We start from the raw sequence: 21,122 nt of genomic DNA, 5'->3' as shown, positions 1-21,122 counted from the left end.
TCAAACGGCTTTGCCCGCCACCTTGGTGGTTTTCTTGGCGGCCACCACTGGCGCTCGCGGCATGAGGGCGCCCTCACCCGCTTGCGACAGCACGAACTGCGTCAGCAAGCCGACAGGACGGCCCGTGCCGCCTTTGGCGCCGCCCGATTTCCAGGCCGAGCCGGCGATGTCAAGGTGAGCCCAGCGATACGCTTTGGTGAACTTGCTCAGGAACACGGCGGCCGTGATGGCCCCGCCTTCGCGGCCACCCACATTGCCCAGGTCGGCGAAATTGCTCTTGAGCGAATCGCCATACTCGTCGTCCAGCGGCAAGCGCCAGGCGGTGTCCTGGGCCTGCTGGCCGGCGGACAGCAGCGATTGCGCCAGCGCTTCGTCGGCGCTGAACAGGCCACTGTGGATGTGCCCCAAGGCCACCACGCAGGCGCCTGTCAAGGTGGCGATGTCGACCACCACCGCGGGCTTGAAGCGCTCGGCGTAGGTCAAGGCATCGCACAAAATCAGGCGACCTTCGGCGTCGGTGTTGAGCACCTCGATGGTCTGGCCAGACATGCTGGTGACCACGTCGCCCGGCCGGGTGGCGGTGCCACTGGGCATGTTCTCGCAGGTGGGGATCAGGCCAATCAGGTTGACCTTGGGCTTGAGTTCGGCCACGGCGCGGAAGGTGCCCAGCACGCTGGCGGCGCCACCCATGTCGAACTTCATCTCGTCCATGCCCGCGCCGGGTTTGATCGAGATGCCGCCGGAGTCAAAGGTGATGCCCTTGCCTACCAGCACCACGGGCGCTTGTGTCTTGGCCGCCCCGTCATAACGCAGGATGATGAACTTGGGCGGCTCGTCCGAACCATTGGCCACCGACAGGAAAGAACCCATGCCCAACTTTTGCAGCGCCGGGCGGTCGAGCACCTCGACCTTCAGGTGCTTGAACTCCTTGCCCAGGCGCTTGGCCTCAGAGGCCAGGTAGGTGGGCGTGCAGTAGTTGCCGGGGCGGTTGCCGCATTCACGCGCCAGGGTCACGCCCTCGGCCACGGCCTGGCCTTGGGTCAAGCCAGCCTTCAAGGCCGCCGCCTGCGCGGTCGAGCCCAGCAAGGTCACCTTGTTCAAACCAGAAGGTTTGGCCGCGCTTGGCTTGGTATGGCTGTAAACATAGGTCGCATCGGCCACCGCCAGCACCAGGCTTTGCGCGTGTCCGGCCTCCAAGGGCCAACCTGCGCCCACCGCGATGGCCAAGTGGGCCACGCCGCGATCTTTGACCTCGCCCAAGCCCTTAGCCGCCGCCGCCTTGAAGGCCTTGCCAGACGCATCAGCCGCGGCGACCAACACCAATCGCGGCGCCTTCACGCCCGCAGGCCGGTGCACATACAACGCCTTGCCGCCTTTGAGCGCCCAATCGTTGCCTTTGACGGCTTGCTCGGCCAGGGCATCCAGGGCCGGATCGCCCGTGGTAGCGTGATCGTCGGTCAAGATCACCAACAAGACGTCGGCGTTGATTTGGGACAAGGCGGGCCCTTGGGCCACGGTGTAGCGATAGTCCATGCTGTGCGCGTCCATAATGGACGGATTGATTTGAGCTGAGCAATGTTATTCGATTCCTCTGTGCGCCGAGAACTCTGGCGAAGCTTTGTCGGCACGCTGGTGGTGCTGTTAACCGTGGTCCTGACCATGGTGCTGATCCGTATGCTCAGCCAAGCCACCAAAGGCGCGTTCGCGGCCAGCGACGTCAGCCTGATGCTGGGCTACACCCTCATCGGCCAAGCCCCCATGCTGGTGAGCCTGGCCCTGTTCGTGTCCGTGGTCGCCGTGCTCAGCCGTTTCTGGCGCGAAAGCGAAATGGTGGTCTGGCAAGTCAGCGGCGCCCGCCAGTTCAGCTTTTTGCGGCCGCTGGTGCAAATGGGCTGGCCGGTCCTCCTGAGCGTGGCCTTGCTGGTGCTGGTGGCCCGGCCTTGGGCGCAGTCCCAAACCCAGCTGCTGAAAGAACGCTACGAAAAGCGATCCGACATCGCGCGAGTGCAACCAGGGCAGTTTCAAAGCTCATCAAACGGCAGCCGGGTGTTCTTCATTGACAGCCACAGTGATGGCGAGCGGGTTGGCAAAAACGTCTTCATGGTGCTCACGCAAAATGGTCAGGAAGCGATCATCACCGCGCAGGAAGGCCAGTTGGAAACCGTCAAAGGGCAGCGTTACCTGAACCTCATGCGCGGCGAGAGAACCCAAACCGACTTGAAGACCGGCGAGAAAGTGCTGTCCCGCTTTGATTCGGCACGCATCCTGGTGGGCGAGGCTGAACAAAGCGAAGACGGCCGCCCGGCAGCGCGCAGCGCCTCCACGCTGGACCTGCTGGCATCGCCCGCCCCCGACATGCAGGGCGAGCTGGTCTGGCGAATCGGCATGGTGTGGGCTGCTTTGAACATGATGCTGGTCGGGCTGGGCCTGGCCTCGGGCAACGCGCGGCGCTCCGGCAACTGGAGCCTGGTATCTGCGCTGTTGGTATTCGTGATCTATTTCAACCTGCTGTCGATGACCCAAACCTGGGTGACCAACCAGCAACTGGGCACCTGGACCAGCCTGCTGGGCGTGCACGGCCTGCTGACCTTGCTGGCCCTGGCGCGCATTTGGTGGCGCGACGGCGGCCTGGTGACCCTGATCAGGGGGCGTTCATGAAGACCGTCCGCCGCCTGCTGTACAGCCAGATCATCGCGGCCGTGCTCTTTGTGGCCGCGGCTTTCCTGGCCCTGAGCTTTTTCACCGATTTCGTGGATGCCTTGCGCGACGTGGGCCGCCATGGCTACACCTTGGTGGACGCCATCTGGGACTGCGTGCTCGAGCTGCCCAGCCATTTCTACGACGTGTTCCCCATTGCCTTGCTGATTGGCACCACCTTGGCCCTGGCCCGGCTGGCGCAAACCTCCGAGTTCACCATCCTGCGCACCGGCGGGCTGGGCCCAGCGCGGGCCTTGTGGTTGCTGGGGGGCATCGGCCTGGCCAGCGCCTTGCTGATGGTTGGCGTGGGCGACTGGCTCATGCCTTTGGCTGAGCGCCAAGCCACCTTGCACCAGGCCCAGTTCCGCGAGGGGCAAGGCATCAAGTTGGGCCAAAGTGGCGCCTGGTTGCGTGAACGCGCACCGCAAACTGATGGCCAGATCCACACGGTGACCGTCAACGTGGGGGCGGCTGAAGGCCAGGACCACTTCCGGCAGGTGAGGATGTTCGAGTTTGACCACCTGGGTCGATTGGTGCGGCGTGTCTCGGCCCAGCAAGCCCGGGTTGAACCCATCGGCGAAGGCAAGGCAGGCTCGATGTGGCATTTGCAAGGGGTGACCGATACCCGCTGGCCAGGTCATTTCGCCATGCCGGGCGAGACCACCAACCTGGACGTCACGGGCATTGAGGAACGCCGCCTGCCCAACATGGACTGGCAAAGCAGTTTGACACCCATGGTCGTGGCCGCCTCCGTGCTGCCGCCCGACACCATGTCCACCCTGTCCCTGTGGCGCTACACCCAGCACTTGGCCAGCAATGCCCAAGCCGCGCAGCGCTATGAAATCCAGTTCTGGAAACGCGCCTGCGCCCCGCTGGTCTGCATGGTGATGCTGGCGTTGGCGCTGCCTTTCGCTTACCTCCACGCACGCAGTGGGGGCATGAGCCTGAAGATCTTTGGCGGCGTCATGCTGGGCATCAGCTTTGTGCTCGTCAACCACATCTCCAGCCACCTGGGCCTCCTGCACCAATGGACACCCTGGATCGCGGCGGCATTGCCCAGCCTGGTGTACCTGGGCTTGTCGATGAGCGCCTTTGTCTGGCTGGTCCGCAACCGTTGAAAACCTGGGCAGCAACACCATGACTTCACGTGGCATCCTCCTATTCGCCCACGGCGCCCGCGACCCCAACTGGGCCCGCCCCTTTGAAGCGGCGGCCGATCGGCTACGCCAACGCCTGGCCATCGGCGCAGACACCGAAGTCCGACTGGCGTTTCTGGAGTTCATGTCCCCCACCCTGCGCGATGCTGGCGCCGCCCTGGCTGAGGCCGGGTGCCAGCAGGTCACCGTGGTGCCTTTGTTCCTGGGGGCTGGCGGCCACGTGCGCAAAGACCTGCCGCTGCTGATGACCGAGCTGGCCGAGCAATACCCCCACGTGCAGTGGAAACTCAGCAGCGCCGTGGGCGAAACCGATTTGCTGATCCAGGCCCTGGCCGACAGCGCCTGGTCACTGGCACAACCTGACTGCCCCTTGAGCAAGCAACCATGAACCTGCACCAGTTCCGGTTTGTTCAAGAAGCGGCCCGCCGCAACCTCAACCTGACCGAGACGGCCAAGGCCCTGCACACCTCGCAGCCAGGCATCTCCAAAGCCATCCTGGAACTGGAAGAAGAGCTGGGCGTCGACATCTTCGTGCGCCATGGCAAGCGCTTGAAGCGGATCACCGAGCCCGGCCAACATGTGCTCAAGTCCATCGACCTGATCCTGCGAGAGGTCGGCAACCTCAAACGCATTGGCGACGAATACGCCCTGCAAGACGCCGGCACTCTGTCGATTGCCACCACGCACACGCAAGCCCGGTATGTGCTGCCCGAACCCGTGGCGGCCTTGCGCAAAAAGTACCCCAAGGTCGCCATCAGCCTGCACCAGGGCACCCCGGAGCAAGTGGCCAAGATGGTGCTGGACGAAACCGCCGACATCGGCCTGGCCACCGAATCGCTCAGCGATTTCCCCGAGCTGGTGACCTTGCCCTGCTACGAGTGGCAGCACGTGGTCGTCATGCCCGCGGCCCACCCCCTGGCCCAAGTGCCGCGCCTGACCTTGGAACAACTGGCCGCCGAGCCTTTGATCTCGTACCACCCCTCATTCACCGGCCGCAAGCGCATTGACCTGGCCTTTGCACAACGAGGCCTGACCCCCAACGTAGTGCTGGAAGCCATCGACGCCGACGTCATCAAAACCTACACGCGACTGGGTCTGGGCATTGGCCTGGTGGCCGAGATGGCCGTGAAAGACGATCCCACGATGGCCTCGCAGGGAGACCTGGTGTGGCGCCCCGTCGGGCACCTGTTCGGTCCCAACATGGCGAGGCTTGCATTTAAACGGGGGGCCTACCTGCGCCAGTTCGTGCTTGCGTTCGCCGAACTGATTTCGGACCGCCTGAGCCGACAGTTGATCCTGCAAGCCATGCAGCCCGGATCAAAGACCACCATCGGCAGCGACCACGGGCTGTAGAGCCCGCAGTTCAAACTCGGTTCAGGTTTTGTCAGGTGCGTTGTGGTTCAAGTCCACGTGCTCGAACTCGATCTGATTGTTGGCTGGCGGGGCTGCCACGGGCGCATCCGGCGGCTCCAGATCGTCCAATGACAAATCCAGACTGATCATGGGCTGAGCCTGGGGTTGCGCCTTGACCGGGCGCGTGGCCATCAAGGGCTCGATGGTCTCTGGCTCGGTGGACACGGTCACCATGATCGGATCGACGAACGGCAGACTCAGGTCCACCGCGTCACGGGTTTCGGGCTCACGCTCCGAAAGATCCCGGGCCACAGCATACAAAAACAGCAATTCGCGGTAAGCCGGCAAGTCGAAGGTTTCAACCTCGGCATCAGGCCGGGTGAGCGAGCGCTCCAGCACGTCCATCGCCTTGGCCGGTACCGCCCACAGGGCCTGCAAACGCTCGACGATGCCCGGGTATTCCGACAGGCTGTGTCCTTGCAACAGATCCGATTCCCAGGCCGGCGCATAACCGTTGAAACGTTGATTGAACTCGGCCTGAACCCGCTCGTAGTCCTGCCGTTTGCCCAGGCGCTGGTAGATCTCAAGCAGCTTCAGGAAAGGCAGCGGGCTGGCACCCGTGGTGCTTTGCACGTGGCTTTCGAGCAGGTCCAGGGCCGCATCATCCTGCCCCAGCACGATGAAGAACTCTGCTTGCTGCTCCAGGTCGATCAACTCCTCGACCGACACCTCGCGCGGGGCCTCATTCTGCAAAGGCCGTGGCGCCCGTGCGGCTGCCGTCACAGGCGATGCCGACGCATTGCCCGCCGGCGGAATGTTGAATGTGGGCGCGGTCTCTTTCACCAACGCAGGGGCCCCCGGCGTTGGCACCGCCACCACTGGTGGTCCTGCGGCAGGGGTGGTGTCGCGGCTGCCATCGTCCAAACCCGCGTGCCCTGGCTTGAATTGCGCCAAGGTGCGCTCCAAGGGCGAGGCATTGGTCCCGTCGTCACCGGTCGGCTCGGAACTCGGCCCCGCGTCCGATTTCCACCAATCGGATCCTGCGCCCTGGCGCCGGTCCTTCAAAAACAGCACGGCCACCACCGCAGCCAACAGGGCGGCCAAACCACCCAGCGCATACACCAGGGTGGAGTTATTGCGAGCGGACTCCGCCTCTTGAACGCGGGCTTTCAGTTGGACAAGCTGCTGTTGAGATTGGGCCGACTCCTGCTTCAAGCTGGCCAAGCGCTTTTCAAGCTCTTGCACGCGCTGCTGATCTCGGGCCAATTGCTCAGGCGTGGAGTTCAGGGCCAACCACAAGGCGGCCGCGGCGGCACGGCGCTCACGCACCTCGGGAGAGGGCTCATCACCCTCGAACTTGCCTTGCGGGGTGGCGGTCATCGTCAGGTTGGGCTGAATCAACGCATCAGCATCCACAGGGTCCAACATCAGCCGCTCGCCCGATGAGCGCTGGGCCGATGTGGCCGCCGATTTACCCGCACCACCGGCTTGGAGGCGGCTCAACGTGGCTTCATCAAGCACCCTGGCTTCTTGGGCCTGAGCGCGTGGAGACAGCGCCATGCTGGGGGCGCCCTGCAACGCATCGGCCCCGGTGGAGCCAGCTTTCGTGGCCACCGCAGTTGATTTTTTGGCACTCGACGCGTTTGAATTTTTGTCACGTCGCGCGGCCTTGGGCGCGGTCTCGCCGTCATCCGAGGGCGCAGCAGCGATGGTCGAGCCACCGGTTTCAACGGTCAGGCCGCCCACCGTCACCTTGCCGGCTTTGGCGGCATAGGCCACGGGAGGCGCTTCAGTTTCACTCAAACTGGCAGAAGGCAAGGCGGCGCTGGGCGGATCGGCAAATGCCACGAATTTGCGACTGACCTTGGCCGAGCATCCAGCGGCCAAGTACACCGTGACCACCGGCTCGTTGACGAACTTGCGGGTCGTCACCTTGATCACACGCTCGCTGCCCGAGCCCGGCAACAGCACGGCCGTGACCTCGGCCCCGGCCAATTTGTCGTCACCAAAATAGACATCAGCCGCAACGCACTCGTTGGCGATGTCATTGGCCGTTTCCACGTGAATGGGAACGGTCACATTGAGTGTTTCGCCCAAAATGGCGCGACTGGTGGGCCGGCCGAAGCCCAAACCGTGGGATGCCCCAGACACTCCGTAAAGCGCCATACCGGCTAGAACCGCGGCCGATACTCTGTTGAATTTATTCATATCGGTGCATGCGAGGCCCAAGATTTCACTCTAGCATGAAGCCCAACGCTTCCATGCCGCGGGAAGCACCTTAACTTCCGCGCTATTCGTTACCGACTACCAAATTGAATGACCACTGAACTGCAAACCGAACGCGTGGGCACCACGCAAATCATGACCTTGGTAGGCCCTGCTACGCGGAACGCCTTGTCGCCCCAGGTTTATGCAGCCGGCATCGAGACACTCAACATGGCGGAATCCAATGATGATGTCCGTGCAGTGATTTTGACCGGCGCTGGTCATCATTTTTGTGGCGGCGGCGATTTGCAGCGTTTAACCCACAACCGCCAACACGATCTGCCCAGGGTGGCCGAACACATTGATGCATTTCACCAATGGATCGAAGCGCTGCGCAGCTTTCCCAAGCCAGTGATTGCCGCGGTGGAAGGCGTGGCCGCGGGCGGCGGCCTGTCGTTGGTACTGGCGTGTGATCTGGTCGTGGCGGCCGAGAATGCGCGTTTTGTGTCTGCCTACAGCCAAGTGGGCCTGTCACCAGACGGTGGTGCCAGCTGGCACCTTGCCCGCGCCTTGGGACGTGGCCCGGCCCTGCAACTGCTGTGGCAGAGCACCCCCATCTCGGCCCAACAGATGGCACATTGGGGAGTGGTGCATCAAGTCACCCCGGCCGGCACCGTGCTGCAACAAGCCCTGGCCTGGGCAGAACAACTGGCACAAGCCCCGGCCGGCGTGCTGAACAGCATCAAGGAGTTGGTGAACGAGGCCCCGGCCCAGACACTGCGCCAGCAACTGGAAGCTGAAAAACAACACTTCATGGTCAACCTGCTTCGGCCAGAAGCCGACCAGGCCATTGAAAAATTCCTCAACCGGCCGAAGAGCTAAGGGCTGCGGCCCTCAAGCTGCGGGTCGCCTGGGAGCACAGACGCCCCACGGCATGAAGCTGGGCTTCCTCAAGGGGCTGTCCCGGCATGCGGATGGTCAGGCGCCCACGGTTGACAGTGACCACCATGGTCAGGGCATCGGTCCACCAGGTAGTGGCGGCATCTTCAAGCACCGCCAATAGCTTGTCGTCCAGCCAGCGGCGAGCCACGGTTTCAGCGTTCGCCAACACCACAAAGCGCTTGGACAACACCACAGGCTCGCTCAACGTGACGCGCGGGTGCATGGGCAGCCAACGCATCTCTTCAGGCAAGGTGTTGTCGACCTGGGTTTGCATGGCGTTGGTGAAACTGCTGAACACCTCGGTCTCGAGCGCATGCGCCAGCACCCGGCTGACTACCAGGATCTGCACATCGGGGGAAAGCTTGGTTTCGCTGCGAAACCTGAGTTCTTTGCCATGGATGTAGGAACGTTGCGACGTGCCCCACTCCACTCGCCAATCTTCATCCTCAACCTGGACCACGTGGCCGCCACCGTCCTTGTCGCGCACGGTTTTATAGGCGTAGCCCTCGGCCTTGGCCCAGCTGGACAACACCTGCCCCTCGTCGCCCTTGGAAGAGCTGGGGGCAATCATGCGTTTGATGGATGCAAACATGCTGGTCAGCGAAACGCCGGATGAGATTGGATGGGCCGCAAGGTACTTGCGTCCATTCTGCATGGGTTCGGTTCACATGGAGGGCCATGTTTTCACCACCCAACGCCATCACCAACAAATACTGGTCTGCCCGGAGGGGATCGAACCCCCAACCTACCCCTTAGAAGGGGGTTGCTCTATCCAGTTGAGCTACGGGCAGGCATGGCGCAATTTTACGGCCTGGCGCGGCGGCCACATCAAGGCTGTTGCCAACAACCCGATGTGCTTTGGCGCGAGTTACAAAACTTACCAATTGCCGATGCCGAATTTCGGATCGCGGGACAACAGGGCGTGAACATTGCACGCCCTCATGATTGCAACGCCGTTGCCAACAATGCGGTGGCCCATGAAAAAAGCCAGCAGATCATCAAATCTGCTGGCTTGTTCAATTGTGGTCGGGGCGGTGGGATTCGAACTCACGACCCTCTGCTCCCAAAGCAGATGCGCTACCAGGCTGCGCTACGCCCCGACTAGTAGATGATTATAGCCCAGAATCCGGCATCAATGAACCACACGTGCCCTTATTGGCAGGTTTTCGAGATTAGACTACTCCAGACATTGGTCTTCATCGTCACCAAAGACTGGGCAGGGATGCTCAGACCTGTCAACACAGCGTCAGGAAAACGTCCAACGCCTTCCATGGTCGAGCCCCAAGACCAACTGTTGGGCAGCCTGACACTGCCAGTGACATTGCCGGTGTAGGTGAAAGGGTCGTCGCAACGACCGGTGAAGGGCACGGTGTCCCCAGTCACTTGACCAGCCACCAGCGTACAACGTGGGTTCATCTTCACGAATTTATTGAACACGCTGGTCGGTGTTGCTAACGCTGTAGCAACGACGGATGTCATGCACACAGTCGCACTGCCCTGGTTGCCAATGCTGTTTAATCCCACCTTGGCGCCAGTCTTCAGGTCGGTTGGCATTGCAGCGCTGATTTGCGCAGCAAACTGAGACATGACCACTTTCGTGTCTTTGCCATTGATCTGAACACGGTAGTCGGATCTCCACTGGCCAGGAATGACCGCATGAGCTTGTTGTACCGCAAGTCCCAACATCAACATGGACCCAACAAGGGTCTTCACCAGAAAACGCTTTTGCACACTTCTATCCACAACGAACTCCAAACCAAAAATAATGGGCACAACACCCGATATGCGAATTCTGAGGCGGGGAAATTCTGACGCCGATTTGAACGTGACCAGGCGTAACGTTCACACGAATCTCGGTTACACACAGCGCCGGATTCATCCCCCTCAATTCGTGATTTGTGACCAAGTTTTCTCAAGCCGTTTGATGCTCACGGGCTGCGGTGTTCGCAGCTCTTGCGCAAAAAGACTGACACGCAACTCTTCAAGAAGCCAGCGGAATTCATCGGTACGCGCGTCCACCACGCCCTTGAGATCGGCGATGCGACGCGTGTAGCGCTGCTCCAGGGGGCGCAACTCAAGCAGGCGCTGCGTGTCGCGCGCCGGGTCACCACGCAACTTGTCCAGCCGCAATGTAATGGCCTTGAGATAACGAGACACATGTTGCAATTGCGAATACGGCGTCAGGACCACAAAACGCTTGGGCATGAGCCGCTGTAGTTGTGCGGCGATGTCGTCGTGCACCTCTTTAGGGGGCTTGGCGTCCTTAAGCTTGCGCACGGCCGTTGCGTAATCCACCAACACTGTGCCAGCCAGGCGTGCCACTTCTTGCGCAATCAGGTTCAGGCGCGTGCGGCCTTCTTCGACCCGTGCCTTGAAACTGGCTGCGTTGGCGGGCAAAGGGTCAAGCAAAAAAGCGCGATCCAGGGCCAAATCGATGATTTGATCGCGCAATTCGTCGGACGCGCCCAGGCTCATGTAGGCCATGGCCATCTTCTGCAGCTCGGGGATGTTCTTCTCAAGGTACTTCAGTGGCTCCTTGATCTGCAGGGCGACCAGGCGGCGCAGGCCCGCACGGTGCTTGAGGGCCGCGACTTCGGGCTCGTCAAAGACTTCGATCTCGACGTGCGCGCCCTTGTCGATCAGGGCTGGGAAGCCGATCAGGATGTGTCCACCGCGCTGGATCTCCATCAGCTCGGGCAGCTCGCCAAAGGACCAATCGGTCAAGGGCTGTGGCGGCCTGGCTTTGACCAGGGGGCTGGCCGCAGCAGGCGACGAGGCAGGCGCCTTGCTGAAGCGGGCAGTCGATGCGGCGCCTCCTAACGCAGGCAGGGACTCGTCCACACCCGACACCACCGACTGCGCCTTGAGCGCGGCCAGGGCCTGGAAAGCACCGCGCGCTTCATGACCCAGATCAGCTTTGAGCGCGGCCAGGTTGCGGCCCATGCCCAACTGGCGGCCATGCTCATCCACCACGAGGTAGTTCATGAACAGGTGGGGCGACAGCAGCTCGAGCTTGAAGTCGGCTCGCTTGATGTCGAGCTGGGTCTTGTCGCGCACGGCCTTGAGCAGGACATCGAGCATGCCACCACGCGAAAATTCAGCGGACTGAATGAAAGCCTCGGCGAAGTCGGGCAGCGGCACCAGTCGGGCACGCGGCCTTTGATGCAGGCTTTTCAACAAGGCCAGCACCTTGTCTTTCAACATGCCGGGCACCAGCCATTCGCCACGATCATCGCCCACCTGGTTGAGCGCGAAGATGGGCACGGTCACGGTCACGCCGTCTCGGGCATCGCCTGGTTCGTGCAGGTAGCTTGTGGCGCAATCGATGCCGCCCAGGCGCACGGTTTTAGGGAAAGCGCTGCTGGTGATGCCGGCCGCCTCGTGGCGCATCAGCTCTTCGCGCGTGAGGTGCAGCAGCTTGGGGCTCTCGCGGCTGGCGTGGCGATACCAGCGTTCAAACGTGGCGCCGGACACCACTTCAGGCGGGATCTGCGCTTCGTAGAAGGCGGCGATCAGCTCGTCATCGACCAAGACGTCTTGACGGCGCGACTTGTGCTCCAGCGCTTCAACCTGCGCGATCAGCTTGTGGTTGTGGGCCTGGAAAGGCAGGCGTGTTTCCCACTCGCCATTGACCAGCGCTTCGCGGATGAAGATCTCGCGCGCCATGGCAGGATCGACCAAGCCGTAGTTGATGCGCTTGTTGCTGTAGATGACCAGGCCATACAAGGTGGCGCGTTCGAGCGCGACAACCTCGGCGGCTTTCTTCTCCCAATGGGGCTCGAGCATCTGCTTTTTCAGCAAGTGGGCACCCAGTTGCGTGACCCAGGGCAGCTCGATGTTGGCGACGCCCCGGCCATACAGTTTGGTGGTCTCGACCAGTTCAGCGGCCAGGATCCAACGCCCGGGCTTTTTCGACAGATTGGCGCCGGGGTGCTTCCAGAATTTGATGCCGCGGGCGCCCAGGTACCACTCTTCGTCTTCGCTCTTGAGGCCCAGGTTGCCCAGCAGGCCGGCCAGCAGTGAGCAATGCACCTGCTCATATGTGGCGGGGCTGCCGTTGAGGCGCCAGTTGTGCTCGGCCACCACGGTGTGCAACTGCGTGTAAACGTCTTTCCACTCGCGCACGCGGCGCGGGTTGATGAAGTTTTCTCGCAATAGTTGCTCGTATTTTCGGTGGCTGAGCTTGTGCTGCTCAGGGGCGCCGGGCGCATGGTGGCCGTGGCCGCCCCGCCCTTCGTCCAGCCATTTCCACAGCTTGAGCGTGCCCATGAATTCCGACTTCTCGTCGTCGAACTTCTTGTGCTTTTCATCGGCGGCCTGCTGGTGCTCGACGGGGCGGTCGCGCACGTCCTGCACACTCAAACTTGAGGCAATGACCAGCATCTCGGCCAGAGCCTGACGGTCTTTGGCTTCCAGGATCATGCGACCCACGCGCGGGTCCAGCGGCAGGCGCGCCAGGGTCTGCCCAAGCGGCGTGATTTCGTTGGCCTCGTCCACCGCGCCCAACTCGTTGAGCAACTGGTAGCCGTCGGCGATGGCCTTGCGCAGGGGTGCTTCGATGAAAGGGAAATCATCGACCAGGCCCAGGTGCAGCGACTTCATCCGCAGGATCACACCGGCCAGTGAGCTTCGCAAGATCTCGGGGTCGGTGAATTTGGGCCTGCCGTTGAAGTCTTTCTCGTCGTACAGGCGGATGCAGATGCCGTTGGCCACGCGGCCGCAACGCCCAGCCCGCTGGTTGGCCGACGACTGGCTGATCGGCTCGATCTGCAGCTGCTCGACCTTGTTGCGAAAGCTGTAGCGCTTGATGCGCGCCAGGCCCGCGTCGATCACATAGCGGATGCCAGGCACGGTCAGCGAAGTTTCGGCCACGTTGGTGGCCAGAACCACACGGCGCGCGCCACCGGTGCGGAAAACCTCGTCCTGCTCTTGCTGGCTCAGGCGCGCGAACAAGGGCAGGATGTTGGCCACCATGCGCTGGTTGGCCATGTGCTTGCGCAATTGGTCGGCGGCCTCGCGGATCTCTCTTTCACCGGGCAAAAACACCAGGATATCGCCGCTACCTTCGCGCCAGAGTTCATCGACCGCGTCGGTGATGGCCTCGTTCAGGCCGTAGTCGCGACTGTCTTCATAAGGGCGCCAACGCTGCTCAACCGGGAACAGCCGGCCCGAGACCATGATGACCGGCGCCGGTCCCTTGCTTGAGGCGAAATGCTGCGCAAACTGGTCGGCATCAATCGTGGCCGAAGTGACGATGATCTTCAGGTCGGGCCGGCGTGGCAGCAACTGGCGCAGGTAACCCAGCAGGAAGTCGATGTTCAGGCTGCGCTCGTGGGCCTCGTCGATGATGATCGTGTCGTAGGCGCGCAGCAGCGGATCAGACTGGGTTTCGGCCAGCAGGATGCCGTCGGTCATCAGCTTGACGGAGGCGCCCGGCTGCAAGCGGTCTTGAAACCGGACCTTGTAGCCCACGACTTCGCCCAGCGGCGTGTTCAGCTCTTCGGCGATGCGCTTGGCCACGCTGGACGCGGCAATGCGGCGTGGCTGCGTGTGGCCAATCTGCTGGGCCCGCTGGCCCGGCACGCGCGGCTGGCCCCAACCGCCCCGGCCCATGCTGAGCGCGATTTTGGGCAGTTGCGTGGTCTTGCCCGAGCCCGTTTCACCACACACGATGATGACCTGGTGCTCGCGCAGCGCGGCTTCGATGTCGGCGCGTTTGCCGCTGACGGGCAGCGATTCTGGGAAGGTGATGGGGGGCAGCAAGGGGATGAGTGCTCTGGTCGGGACAGGAACGGGATTATCTGTCGCCCGAGCGCCGTCCAATGCCCGTACCATTGCGGCTGACGTTCCCTCCCTCTAGAAAAAAGCGCTCGACCGCTGCCCGCCTTCATGGACCTGGTTTTCCCCCACACCTTCGTGCCCTGGTTTCGCTCCGTGGCACCCCACATCCATGCGCACCGCGGCAAGACCTTCGTGGTGGGCCTGTCAGGCGAGCTGATCGCCGCCGGCAAGCTGGAAAGCTTCGTGCAAGACCTGGCCCTGATGCACGCCATGGGGATCAAGATCGTGCTGGCCCACGGCTTCAGGCCCCAGCTTGAAGAGCAACTGCGCGCCAAGGGCCAGGAATCCAAATTCAGCCACGGCATGCGCATCACCGATTCGGTGGCGCTGGACTGCGCGCAAGAAGCCGCCGGCCAGTTGCGCTACGAGATCGAAGCCGCTTTCTCGCTGGGCTTGCCCAACACGCCCATGGCGGGGGCCTCGGTCAGCGTCATCTCGGGCAACTTCGTGACGGCCCGCCCCGTGGGCATCGTGGATGGTGTGGATTTCATGCACACGGGCCTGGTCCGCAAGATCGATGCGGTGCCAGTGCGCCGCGCCATCGACACCGGCGCCATGGTGATGCTGTCACCCTTTGGTTTCTCACACACTGGCGAGGCCTTCAACCTGAGCATGGAAGACGTGGCCACCAGCGCCGCCATCGCCCTGCAGGCCGACAAGCTGATCTTCGTGACCGAGGTGCGCGGCATCTTGCAAAGCGTGGTGCAGGCCCCCGACAAAGCGGTTGAACTGGAAGCCACGCAAAACAACGACGACGAGATCGACCAGGAACTGGCGCTGCTGGACGCCAAACGCCTGGTCGCCAGCCTGCCCAACCCCATGCAGCCCACCGACACGGCCTTCTACCTGCAGCACGCTGTGAAGGCCAGCGAAGGCGGGGTTGAGCGTGTACACATCATCCCGTTCAAGGTCGATGGCGCGCTGCTGATGGAGGTGTTCACCCACGACGGCTTGGGCACCATGATCGTCGACGAAAAACTGGAAAGCCTGCGCGAGGCCACGCCGGATGACGTGGGCGGCATCCTTCAACTGATTGAGCCTTTCGAGAAGGACGGCACGCTGGTCAAGCGCAGCCGCACCGAGATCGAACGCGATGTGTCGCAATACACCGTGATCGAGCACGACGGCGTGATCTTTGGCTGCGCTGCCCTGCACGCCTACCCGGAATCGGGCACGGCAGAGATGGCCGCGCTGACTGTGTCACCGAATGCGCAAGGCCAGGGCGACGGCGAGCGCATCCTCAAGCGGATCGAGCAACGCGCCCGCGCCATGGGCGTGTCGTCGTTGTTCGTGCTGACCACGCGGACCATGCACTGGTTCCTCAAACGCGGCTTTGCCCCGGTTGACCCGACTTGGTTGCCCGAAGCGCGCAAGCGCCATTACAAGTGGGATCGCCGCTCGCAGGTGCTGGTCAAGCCGCTCAAATAGCCAGGCTCAAGGCCAGTGGGTCTTGGGTAACTCAGTTCCCGATGAAGGTCCTGAAGCCATCGGGGCAGCGGCCATGTCGACTCACCACGGCATCGGACAAGGCATGGCCAGGTTGAAGATACCGGTTGACCTGTGTGGCCACCTCCAGATCAAGCCGCTTTTGCATGGCATCGACGGTGCTCTCGTGGGTAACGCCGCTGATGTCTTTCGGCAAAGCCACGGACAGCTTCTGAGTGAAAGCGCTCAGGATCAAACGGGACTGGGACACGCACACGGGCCGCTGGGTTTTGTCGACCATGGCCACATAAGTGCCGCCATATTGGGTGACCAGGCTGACCACGGGCCCGACGATGGCATCGCAGTCGTTGCCGGCAGACTTGCCAATTTTGCCGGTGTGCGTGCCCGGGCCCACACTGCCACCCACCCGAACCCGCAAGGGGCCATCATCGCCTTTCTGGCCATGCACCAGCCAGATCGGTGTGCTGATGCTTTGCTTGAAGAGCGAGAAGCTGTCGCCGCTGCAGGCCTGGTTGCCAGGGCGTTCGGCGTCGACCTGGGCATCTGCAAGGGGCCCGGTGAGCAGGCAACTCAGGCCCAATTCGCCATTGGATGCCGTGGTCAAACCACAGTTTTGGTTGACCGACGCCAGCGGCGCCTGGCTGGGCACTGATTTGGGTGCCGACGAACAACCGGCCACGGTGAGGCACACGCCCAGAATGCTCATGGCGGACCACAAATCACATTTCATCCAAAGTCTCCTGATGGGATCTCTGTATCGTTCCATGAAAACCGCCATGATTTTTTGGCGCCCATGAGCTTTACCAACAGCCCCAGGGTTGAACAGCCTGCGCCAATCCTCGTACCATTGGCGGCTGCGCGAAACCCGTCCCACCTTTTTCTGGAAATCCGACCCATGGCACGCACCATTCAATGCACCCACCTCAAAAAAGAAGCCGAAGGCATGGACTACGCGCCCTACCCCGGCGAGTTGGGCAAGCGCATCTACAACGAAGTCAGCAAAGAAGCCTGGCAGATGTGGCTCAAGCACCAGACCATGTTGGTCAATGAAAACCGCCTGAACCTGGCCGATGCACGGGCACGCCAATACCTGGCTCGCCAGATGGAGCAGTTCTTCTTTGGTGGTGGTGGTGACCAGGTGCAAGGCTACGTACCGCCCGCTCAGTAAAGCCCACGTGACGCAACTGCCCCTGCTGGCGCTGGCAATCACAGGCCAAGCCAGCAGCGTTGTTCTCACGCCGGCAACGGCGTACGCCATCGGTTCAAGCGCCTGCTGTGAAACGCTTTTGGCCCTGCCGTGAAGCCCTGTTCGCAAAGGCTGCGCATGCTGAACATCAAGCAGGCGATCTCGGCACGGCCTTCGCGAAAGCCGTGGTGAACAACGCACCCCTGGCTTCGCGCTGAAGCCAGATCACTCCGGCATCAAAAAATCGCGACTGATGCCGTAACCCAAGTCACCAACGCGGTCCAGGAACTGCGTGAGGTAGGCGTGCAGGCCGGTGGACAAGATCTCGTCGATGCGGCCGTATTGCAGGTCGGCGCGCAGGCGGCCCGCACGGCGCAAGGTGTCGTCGCTTTGGTCATTGGCCACCGCACGCAGGTTAATGACCACCTCATTCATGCTGGCCAGCAATGAGCGAGGCATGTCGGGACGAAGGATCAGCAGCTCGGCCACTTTTTCAGGCCGGATCACGTTGCGGTAGACCTTGCGGTAAACCTCAAACGCCGAGACGCTGCGCAGCACGGCCGACCAGTGGTAAAAATCAACCTCTTTGGCCTCGTTGCCCGCGCCCGATCCGAAGAACTCGGCGGTGTCCAGGCTGTGGAATTTCACGTCCAGCAAACGCGCGGTGTTGTCTGAGCGCTCCAGGAAAGTGCCAATGCGCTGGAAGTGGAAAGACTCGTCTTGCAGCATGGTGCCCAAGGTCACGCCACGCGACAGGTGCGATCGGAACTTGACCCATTCGAACAGTTCGGCCGGGTCCTTCTTGAGGGCGCCAGTGCTCAGAAGACGATTGAACTCCAGCCAGGTCTGGTTGGTGGTCTCCCAGACCTCGGTGGTCAGGGCGCCGCGCACGGCACGCGCATTTTCGCGCGCGGCGCGCAGGCAGCTCAGGATGCTGGACGGGTTGTTGGCATCGCTGACCATGAAGCTCATGACATCACGCGCGGTGATTTTGTCAAAACGCTTTTGGTACTCCTCGCTCAGCTCGCTGATGCCCAGCAAGCCCTTCCAGCCTTGAATGGCCGAGGCGTCGGACTGCGGCAGGAGCGATGTCTGGTAATTGACATCGAGCAGGCGGGCCGTGTTTTCGGCCCGCTCCATGTAGCGGGCCATCCAGAAAAGGTGGTCGGCGGTGCGAGAAAGCATGCGGGACTCCGTGTGTGGAGTGTGGAGATTCAGACGTGGTTCCAGCCGGTCGGCCGGGGTGCTGTCGTCTGGTGGTTCGGGGGGCTGACTTTGAGCGCGAGAGCCGTCGTAACGCATGGTGGGATCCTCCTCATGCTTCCAGAACCCATGTGTCCTTGGTGCCACCGCCTTGTGAGCTGTTGACGACCAGGGAGCCTTCTTTCAGGGCCACGCGGGTGAGCCCGCCCGGCACCATCTGAACGGTTTTGCCTGACAGCACAAAGGGCCGCAGGTCAATGTGGCGAGGCGCGATGCCCGACTCCACAAAAGTAGGACACGTGGACAGTGACAAGGTGGGCTGCGCGATGTAGTTGCTGGGGTTGGCCAGCAACTGTTGGCGGAACGCTTCGATCTCGGCCGTGGTGGACGCCGGGCCCACCAACATGCCATAGCCGCCCGCGCCGTGCACTTCCTTGACGACCAGATCCTTCAAGTTGTCGAGCACGTACTTGAGGTCGTTCTTGTCGCGGCCCAAAAAGGTCGGCACGTTCTGCAGAATCGGTTTCTCGCCCAGGTAGAACTCGATCATCTTGGGCACGTAGGGGTAGATCGACTTGTCGTCAGCGATGCCGGTGCCAACGGCATTGGCCAGGGTGACGTTGCCGGCACGGTAGGCGCGCAGCAAGCCGGCCACACCCAGTGTCGAATCCTTGCGGAAGACTTCAGGGTCCATGAAGTCATCATCAACGCGGCGGTAGATCACGTCAACGCGCTGTGGGCCCCGCGTGGTGCGCATGTAGACGAAGTCGTCCTTGACGAACATGTCGGCGCCTTCGACCAGCTCGATGCCCATCTGCTGCGCCAGGAAGGCGTGCTCGAAATAGGCCGAGTTGTGCATGCCGGGCGTGAGGACAACGGCGGTCGGTTCGTTGACCGAGGCAGGCGCCACGGCGCGCAGGGTGTCGAGCAACAAATCGGGGTAGTGCGCCACCGGCGCAATGCGGTGTTCCGCGAACAACTCGGGGAACAGGCGCATGGTCATCTTGCGGTTCTCGAGCATGTAGCTCACGCCGCTGGGCACGCGCAGGTTGTCTTCCAACACGTAGTAAGTTCCCGTGCCATCGGGGTTGCAGGCCCGCACGATGTCGATGCCCGCGATGATCGAGTAAATGCCGCCGGGCACCTTCAGGCCCATCATCTCCTTGCGGAACTGGGCGTTGTTGAGCACGGGCTCAGGGGGGATGATGCCGGCCTTGAGGATTTCCTGGCTGTGATACACGTCTTCCAGGAATCGGTTCAAGGCGGTCACGCGCTGGCGCAGGCCTTTCTCCATCTCGCGCCATTCGTCGGCGGGGATGATTCGCGGGATCAGGTCAAAGGGGATCAGGCGTTCATTGCCAGCCCCTGTTTCGTCCTTGTCGCCATACACCGCGAAGGTGATGCCGACCCGGCGGAAAATCATCTCAGCCTCTTCGCGGCGTGAACGCATCACGTCGCGGGGCTGCTTGGCCAACCAGCGGTCATAGACCTGGTAGTGGTCGCGCACTTGGGCACTGTTGACGTGCATTTCGTCGAAGAATCTCATTGACTTCGTCCCGTCAGGGAGTCCCTTGAAAACAGCGGTCTGACAAAGTAATGCATGGAGTGTGCCAACCCTGGAAGACGGCGACATGGCACGGCACAGCTTTCGGGCACATCGGCATTTAACCGTGCAATATCGTTCTATATTGGTGCCTTCGTCAACTCTTTGACGCCTTCCTTGACCAGTCGCGTCGTGACACGCACCAACAAGGTGTGCTTTCCGCCGCCGCGGATGACGCCACGCAAAGGGGTCACGTCACCAAAATCGCGGCCGTGGGCCACCCGAACGTGGTGCGTGTCGGGCACGCAATCGTTGGTGGGGTCCAGATCCAGCCAGTGGCCAAAGGGCAGCCCCAAGCCAGGGCACCACACGCTGACCCAAGCATGCGAGGCGTCGGCACCCACCAAGGGCTCCTGCCCTTCTGGCGGCAAGGTCAACAGGTAGCCGCTGACATAGCGCCCCGCCAACCCACAGGCCCGCAGACACCCCAGCATGAGGTGGGCAAAGTCCTGACACACGCCTTTGCGCTGCTCAAATACCGCCAGGATGGGGGTGGAAATGTCGGTGGACGCAGGCGCATAGGTGAAGTCTGCGTGGATGCGGTTCATCAGTTCGATGACGGCTTCGGCCAAGGGGCGATCGTCCGTCAAGGACCGGGCACCATAGTCGCGCAGCTCATCGTGCACGGGCACGTAGGGAGACGCATAGGCGAACTCGCTGGCGCTCTGAAAAGGTGCCTCGGCGCGGTAGGTGAGCTGCTGGCGCACCTCACCGCAGGTGGCGCCTTGGGCCGGGTCCAACCCTTTGTAGCGGGCTTTCACCAGCACCTGGCTGCGGGCCACCACCTTGAGTACTTTGTGCGCCGCGTTGATGGCGAAATACGCGCGGCTGTTGCCAAAGGCATCTCGGCGGGTGCTGTGTTGCGCTGGCAAGGGGCTGACAGCCATCTCGAACTGCTCAAGCACCTGGCCTTCGTCGGACAGAGGCCGCAGGCAGGCGATGTGCTGGGCCATGTCCACCGCGCGTGCATAGCGGTAAAGGGTCTCATGCTCAACGGTCAGGCGTTGGGCGGAAGCGGTCAAATCGGTCGTCACGCGCTCACCATCTGTTCGGTCGGTTCCGAGTGGGCAAAGTAACGTCGGCCCAACTCGTCTGACAAGAGCCAGCCCGCGTGCATCAGGCGTTGCGCCAAAGCCTGCAAGGCGGCATTGCCCAACTCGGTCTCACACAGCTCTTCCAGCGTGACGCCCACGCCCTCCTGGGGCAACAAGGCCAACAGGTCTTCTTTGGGGCCGGCGCGGTCGGGCAGCTTGCCCAGCTCGGTGCGCAAGCGGCGCAGCACACAGGCCATCGAACGAGGGTTGGTTTCGTCGATCACCAGCATGGCGAGCAAGGCCGGCAACTCCAGGCGACGCTGGAAGCGCGCGCGGAAAGTGATGGCGCTGTCAAACAGCATCAGCAACAAGTCAAAGCCTTGCGGCGTGTGCATGGCTTCACGCTGCCAGAAAGCCTGCAGGATGCCGGCATAGCTGACCAGGCGCTCCAGCAG

18 protein-coding genes and 2 tRNA genes are annotated in these 21,122 nt (G+C 62.2%); 7 read left to right on the top strand and 13 right to left on the bottom strand.

What is annotated here, in order from left to right; all coding sequences use genetic code 11:
* Nucleotides 1-1,533: a leucyl aminopeptidase gene (locus H7225_RS02865; protein WP_290659281.1), complete on the bottom strand. Its 1,533-nt coding sequence runs from the start codon at nucleotides 1,531-1,533 to the stop codon at nucleotides 1-3.
* Nucleotides 1,534-1,575: 42 nt separating this feature from the next.
* Between H7225_RS02865 and lptF the strand changes: the two genes are divergently transcribed.
* Genes lptF through H7225_RS02845 form a run of 4 tightly spaced genes read left to right on the top strand, consistent with a single transcriptional unit; the run spans nucleotide 1,576 to nucleotide 5,207 of the window.
* Nucleotides 1,576-2,658 (top strand): LPS export ABC transporter permease LptF, encoded by a 1,083-nt coding sequence (gene lptF / locus H7225_RS02860; RefSeq protein WP_290659280.1) that lies wholly within the window; start codon nucleotides 1,576-1,578, stop codon nucleotides 2,656-2,658.
* On the top strand, nucleotides 2,655-3,815 hold the full coding sequence (gene lptG, locus H7225_RS02855; protein WP_290659279.1) for an LPS export ABC transporter permease LptG: 1,161 nt from the start codon (nucleotides 2,655-2,657) through the stop codon (nucleotides 3,813-3,815). Before lptF ends, lptG begins: the two co-directional genes overlap by 4 nt.
* 19 nt (nucleotides 3,816-3,834) lie before the next feature.
* Complete coding sequence (locus H7225_RS02850; RefSeq protein ID WP_290659278.1) at nucleotides 3,835-4,242, top strand: CbiX/SirB N-terminal domain-containing protein; 408 nt, start codon at nucleotides 3,835-3,837, stop codon at nucleotides 4,240-4,242.
* Nucleotides 4,239-5,207: a CysB family HTH-type transcriptional regulator gene (locus H7225_RS02845; protein WP_290659277.1), complete on the top strand. Its 969-nt coding sequence runs from the start codon at nucleotides 4,239-4,241 to the stop codon at nucleotides 5,205-5,207. Before H7225_RS02850 ends, H7225_RS02845 begins: the two co-directional genes overlap by 4 nt.
* A 21-nt stretch (nucleotides 5,208-5,228) precedes the next feature.
* Here H7225_RS02845 and H7225_RS02840 read toward each other — a convergent pair whose 3' ends face one another.
* On the bottom strand, nucleotides 5,229-7,286 hold the full coding sequence (locus H7225_RS02840) for a hypothetical protein (protein ID WP_290659276.1): 2,058 nt from the start codon (nucleotides 7,284-7,286) through the stop codon (nucleotides 5,229-5,231).
* Between the two features lie 237 nt (nucleotides 7,287-7,523).
* On the opposite strand from H7225_RS02840, the gene H7225_RS02835 reads away from it, so the two are divergent.
* Nucleotides 7,524-8,294 carry an oxepin-CoA hydrolase, alternative type gene (locus tag H7225_RS02835; protein ID WP_290659275.1) on the top strand — a complete coding sequence of 257 codons (771 nt, stop codon included), beginning with the start codon at nucleotides 7,524-7,526 and terminating at the stop codon, nucleotides 8,292-8,294.
* Here the strand turns inward: H7225_RS02835 and H7225_RS02830 are convergent.
* The 6 genes from H7225_RS02830 to hrpA form a co-directional block, all read right to left on the bottom strand.
* Complete coding sequence (locus tag H7225_RS02830; protein ID WP_290659274.1) at nucleotides 8,275-8,946, bottom strand: hypothetical protein; 672 nt, start codon at nucleotides 8,944-8,946, stop codon at nucleotides 8,275-8,277. The two genes, H7225_RS02835 and H7225_RS02830, sit on opposite strands and share 20 nt — an antisense overlap.
* Before the next feature lie 122 nt (nucleotides 8,947-9,068).
* Nucleotides 9,069-9,145, bottom strand: a tRNA-Arg gene (locus H7225_RS02825).
* Nucleotides 9,146-9,231: 86 nt separating this feature from the next.
* A complete protein-coding gene (locus H7225_RS02820) occupies nucleotides 9,232-9,405 on the bottom strand; it encodes a hypothetical protein (RefSeq protein ID WP_290659273.1) in 174 nt (57 codons plus the stop codon).
* Nucleotides 9,378-9,454: transfer RNA gene (locus H7225_RS02815), tRNA-Pro, on the bottom strand. The genes H7225_RS02820 and H7225_RS02815 overlap by 28 nt, the downstream gene beginning before the upstream one ends.
* A gap of 52 nt (nucleotides 9,455-9,506) precedes the next feature.
* Nucleotides 9,507-10,127: a DUF3617 family protein gene (locus H7225_RS02810; protein WP_290659272.1), complete on the bottom strand. Its 621-nt coding sequence runs from the start codon at nucleotides 10,125-10,127 to the stop codon at nucleotides 9,507-9,509.
* A 111-nt stretch (nucleotides 10,128-10,238) separates the two neighbouring features.
* Nucleotides 10,239-14,189: an ATP-dependent RNA helicase HrpA gene (gene hrpA / locus H7225_RS02805; protein WP_290659271.1), complete on the bottom strand. Its 3,951-nt coding sequence runs from the start codon at nucleotides 14,187-14,189 to the stop codon at nucleotides 10,239-10,241.
* 54 nt (nucleotides 14,190-14,243) lie between these two features.
* On the opposite strand from hrpA, the gene argA reads away from it, so the two are divergent.
* The gene (gene argA / locus H7225_RS02800) at nucleotides 14,244-15,623 is read left to right on the top strand and encodes an amino-acid N-acetyltransferase (protein ID WP_290659270.1); all 1,380 of its coding nucleotides are present in this window, start codon (nucleotides 14,244-14,246) and stop codon (nucleotides 15,621-15,623) included.
* A 31-nt stretch (nucleotides 15,624-15,654) separates the two neighbouring features.
* Here the strand turns inward: argA and H7225_RS02795 are convergent, their stop codons facing one another.
* Entirely contained in the window at nucleotides 15,655-16,371 is a 717-nt protein-coding gene (locus H7225_RS02795; protein ID WP_290659269.1) for a hypothetical protein, read from the bottom strand.
* Between the two features lie 165 nt (nucleotides 16,372-16,536).
* On the opposite strand from H7225_RS02795, the gene H7225_RS02790 reads away from it, so the two are divergent.
* A complete protein-coding gene (locus H7225_RS02790; RefSeq protein ID WP_290659268.1) occupies nucleotides 16,537-16,809 on the top strand; it encodes an oxidative damage protection protein in 273 nt (90 codons plus the stop codon).
* Nucleotides 16,810-17,052: 243 nt separating this feature from the next.
* On the opposite strand, the gene H7225_RS02785 is transcribed toward H7225_RS02790, so the two are convergent.
* From H7225_RS02785 to H7225_RS02770, 4 genes are all read right to left on the bottom strand, one after another.
* Nucleotides 17,053-18,012 carry an alpha-E domain-containing protein gene (locus H7225_RS02785; RefSeq protein ID WP_290659267.1) on the bottom strand — a complete coding sequence of 320 codons (960 nt, stop codon included), beginning with the start codon at nucleotides 18,010-18,012 and terminating at the stop codon, nucleotides 17,053-17,055.
* Nucleotides 18,013-18,142: 130 nt separating this feature from the next.
* Entirely contained in the window at nucleotides 18,143-19,576 is a 1,434-nt protein-coding gene (locus tag H7225_RS02780) for a circularly permuted type 2 ATP-grasp protein (protein WP_290659266.1), read from the bottom strand.
* A gap of 137 nt (nucleotides 19,577-19,713) precedes the next feature.
* Nucleotides 19,714-20,667, bottom strand: a complete 954-nt coding sequence (locus H7225_RS02775) for a transglutaminase family protein (RefSeq protein ID WP_290659265.1) — start codon at nucleotides 20,665-20,667, stop codon at nucleotides 19,714-19,716.
* Nucleotides 20,664-21,122 (bottom strand): alpha-E domain-containing protein (locus H7225_RS02770; protein WP_290659264.1); only part of this gene is annotated, 459 nt, incomplete at its 5' end. The genes H7225_RS02775 and H7225_RS02770, both read right to left, overlap by 4 nt.

It is taken from the genome of Aquabacterium sp. (genome assembly GCF_014378415.1).
GTDB lineage: Bacteria > Pseudomonadota > Gammaproteobacteria > Burkholderiales > Burkholderiaceae_C > Aquabacterium.
Note: the sequence above shows the minus strand (reverse complement) of the source record. Positions and strands in the feature narration are given on the sequence as shown.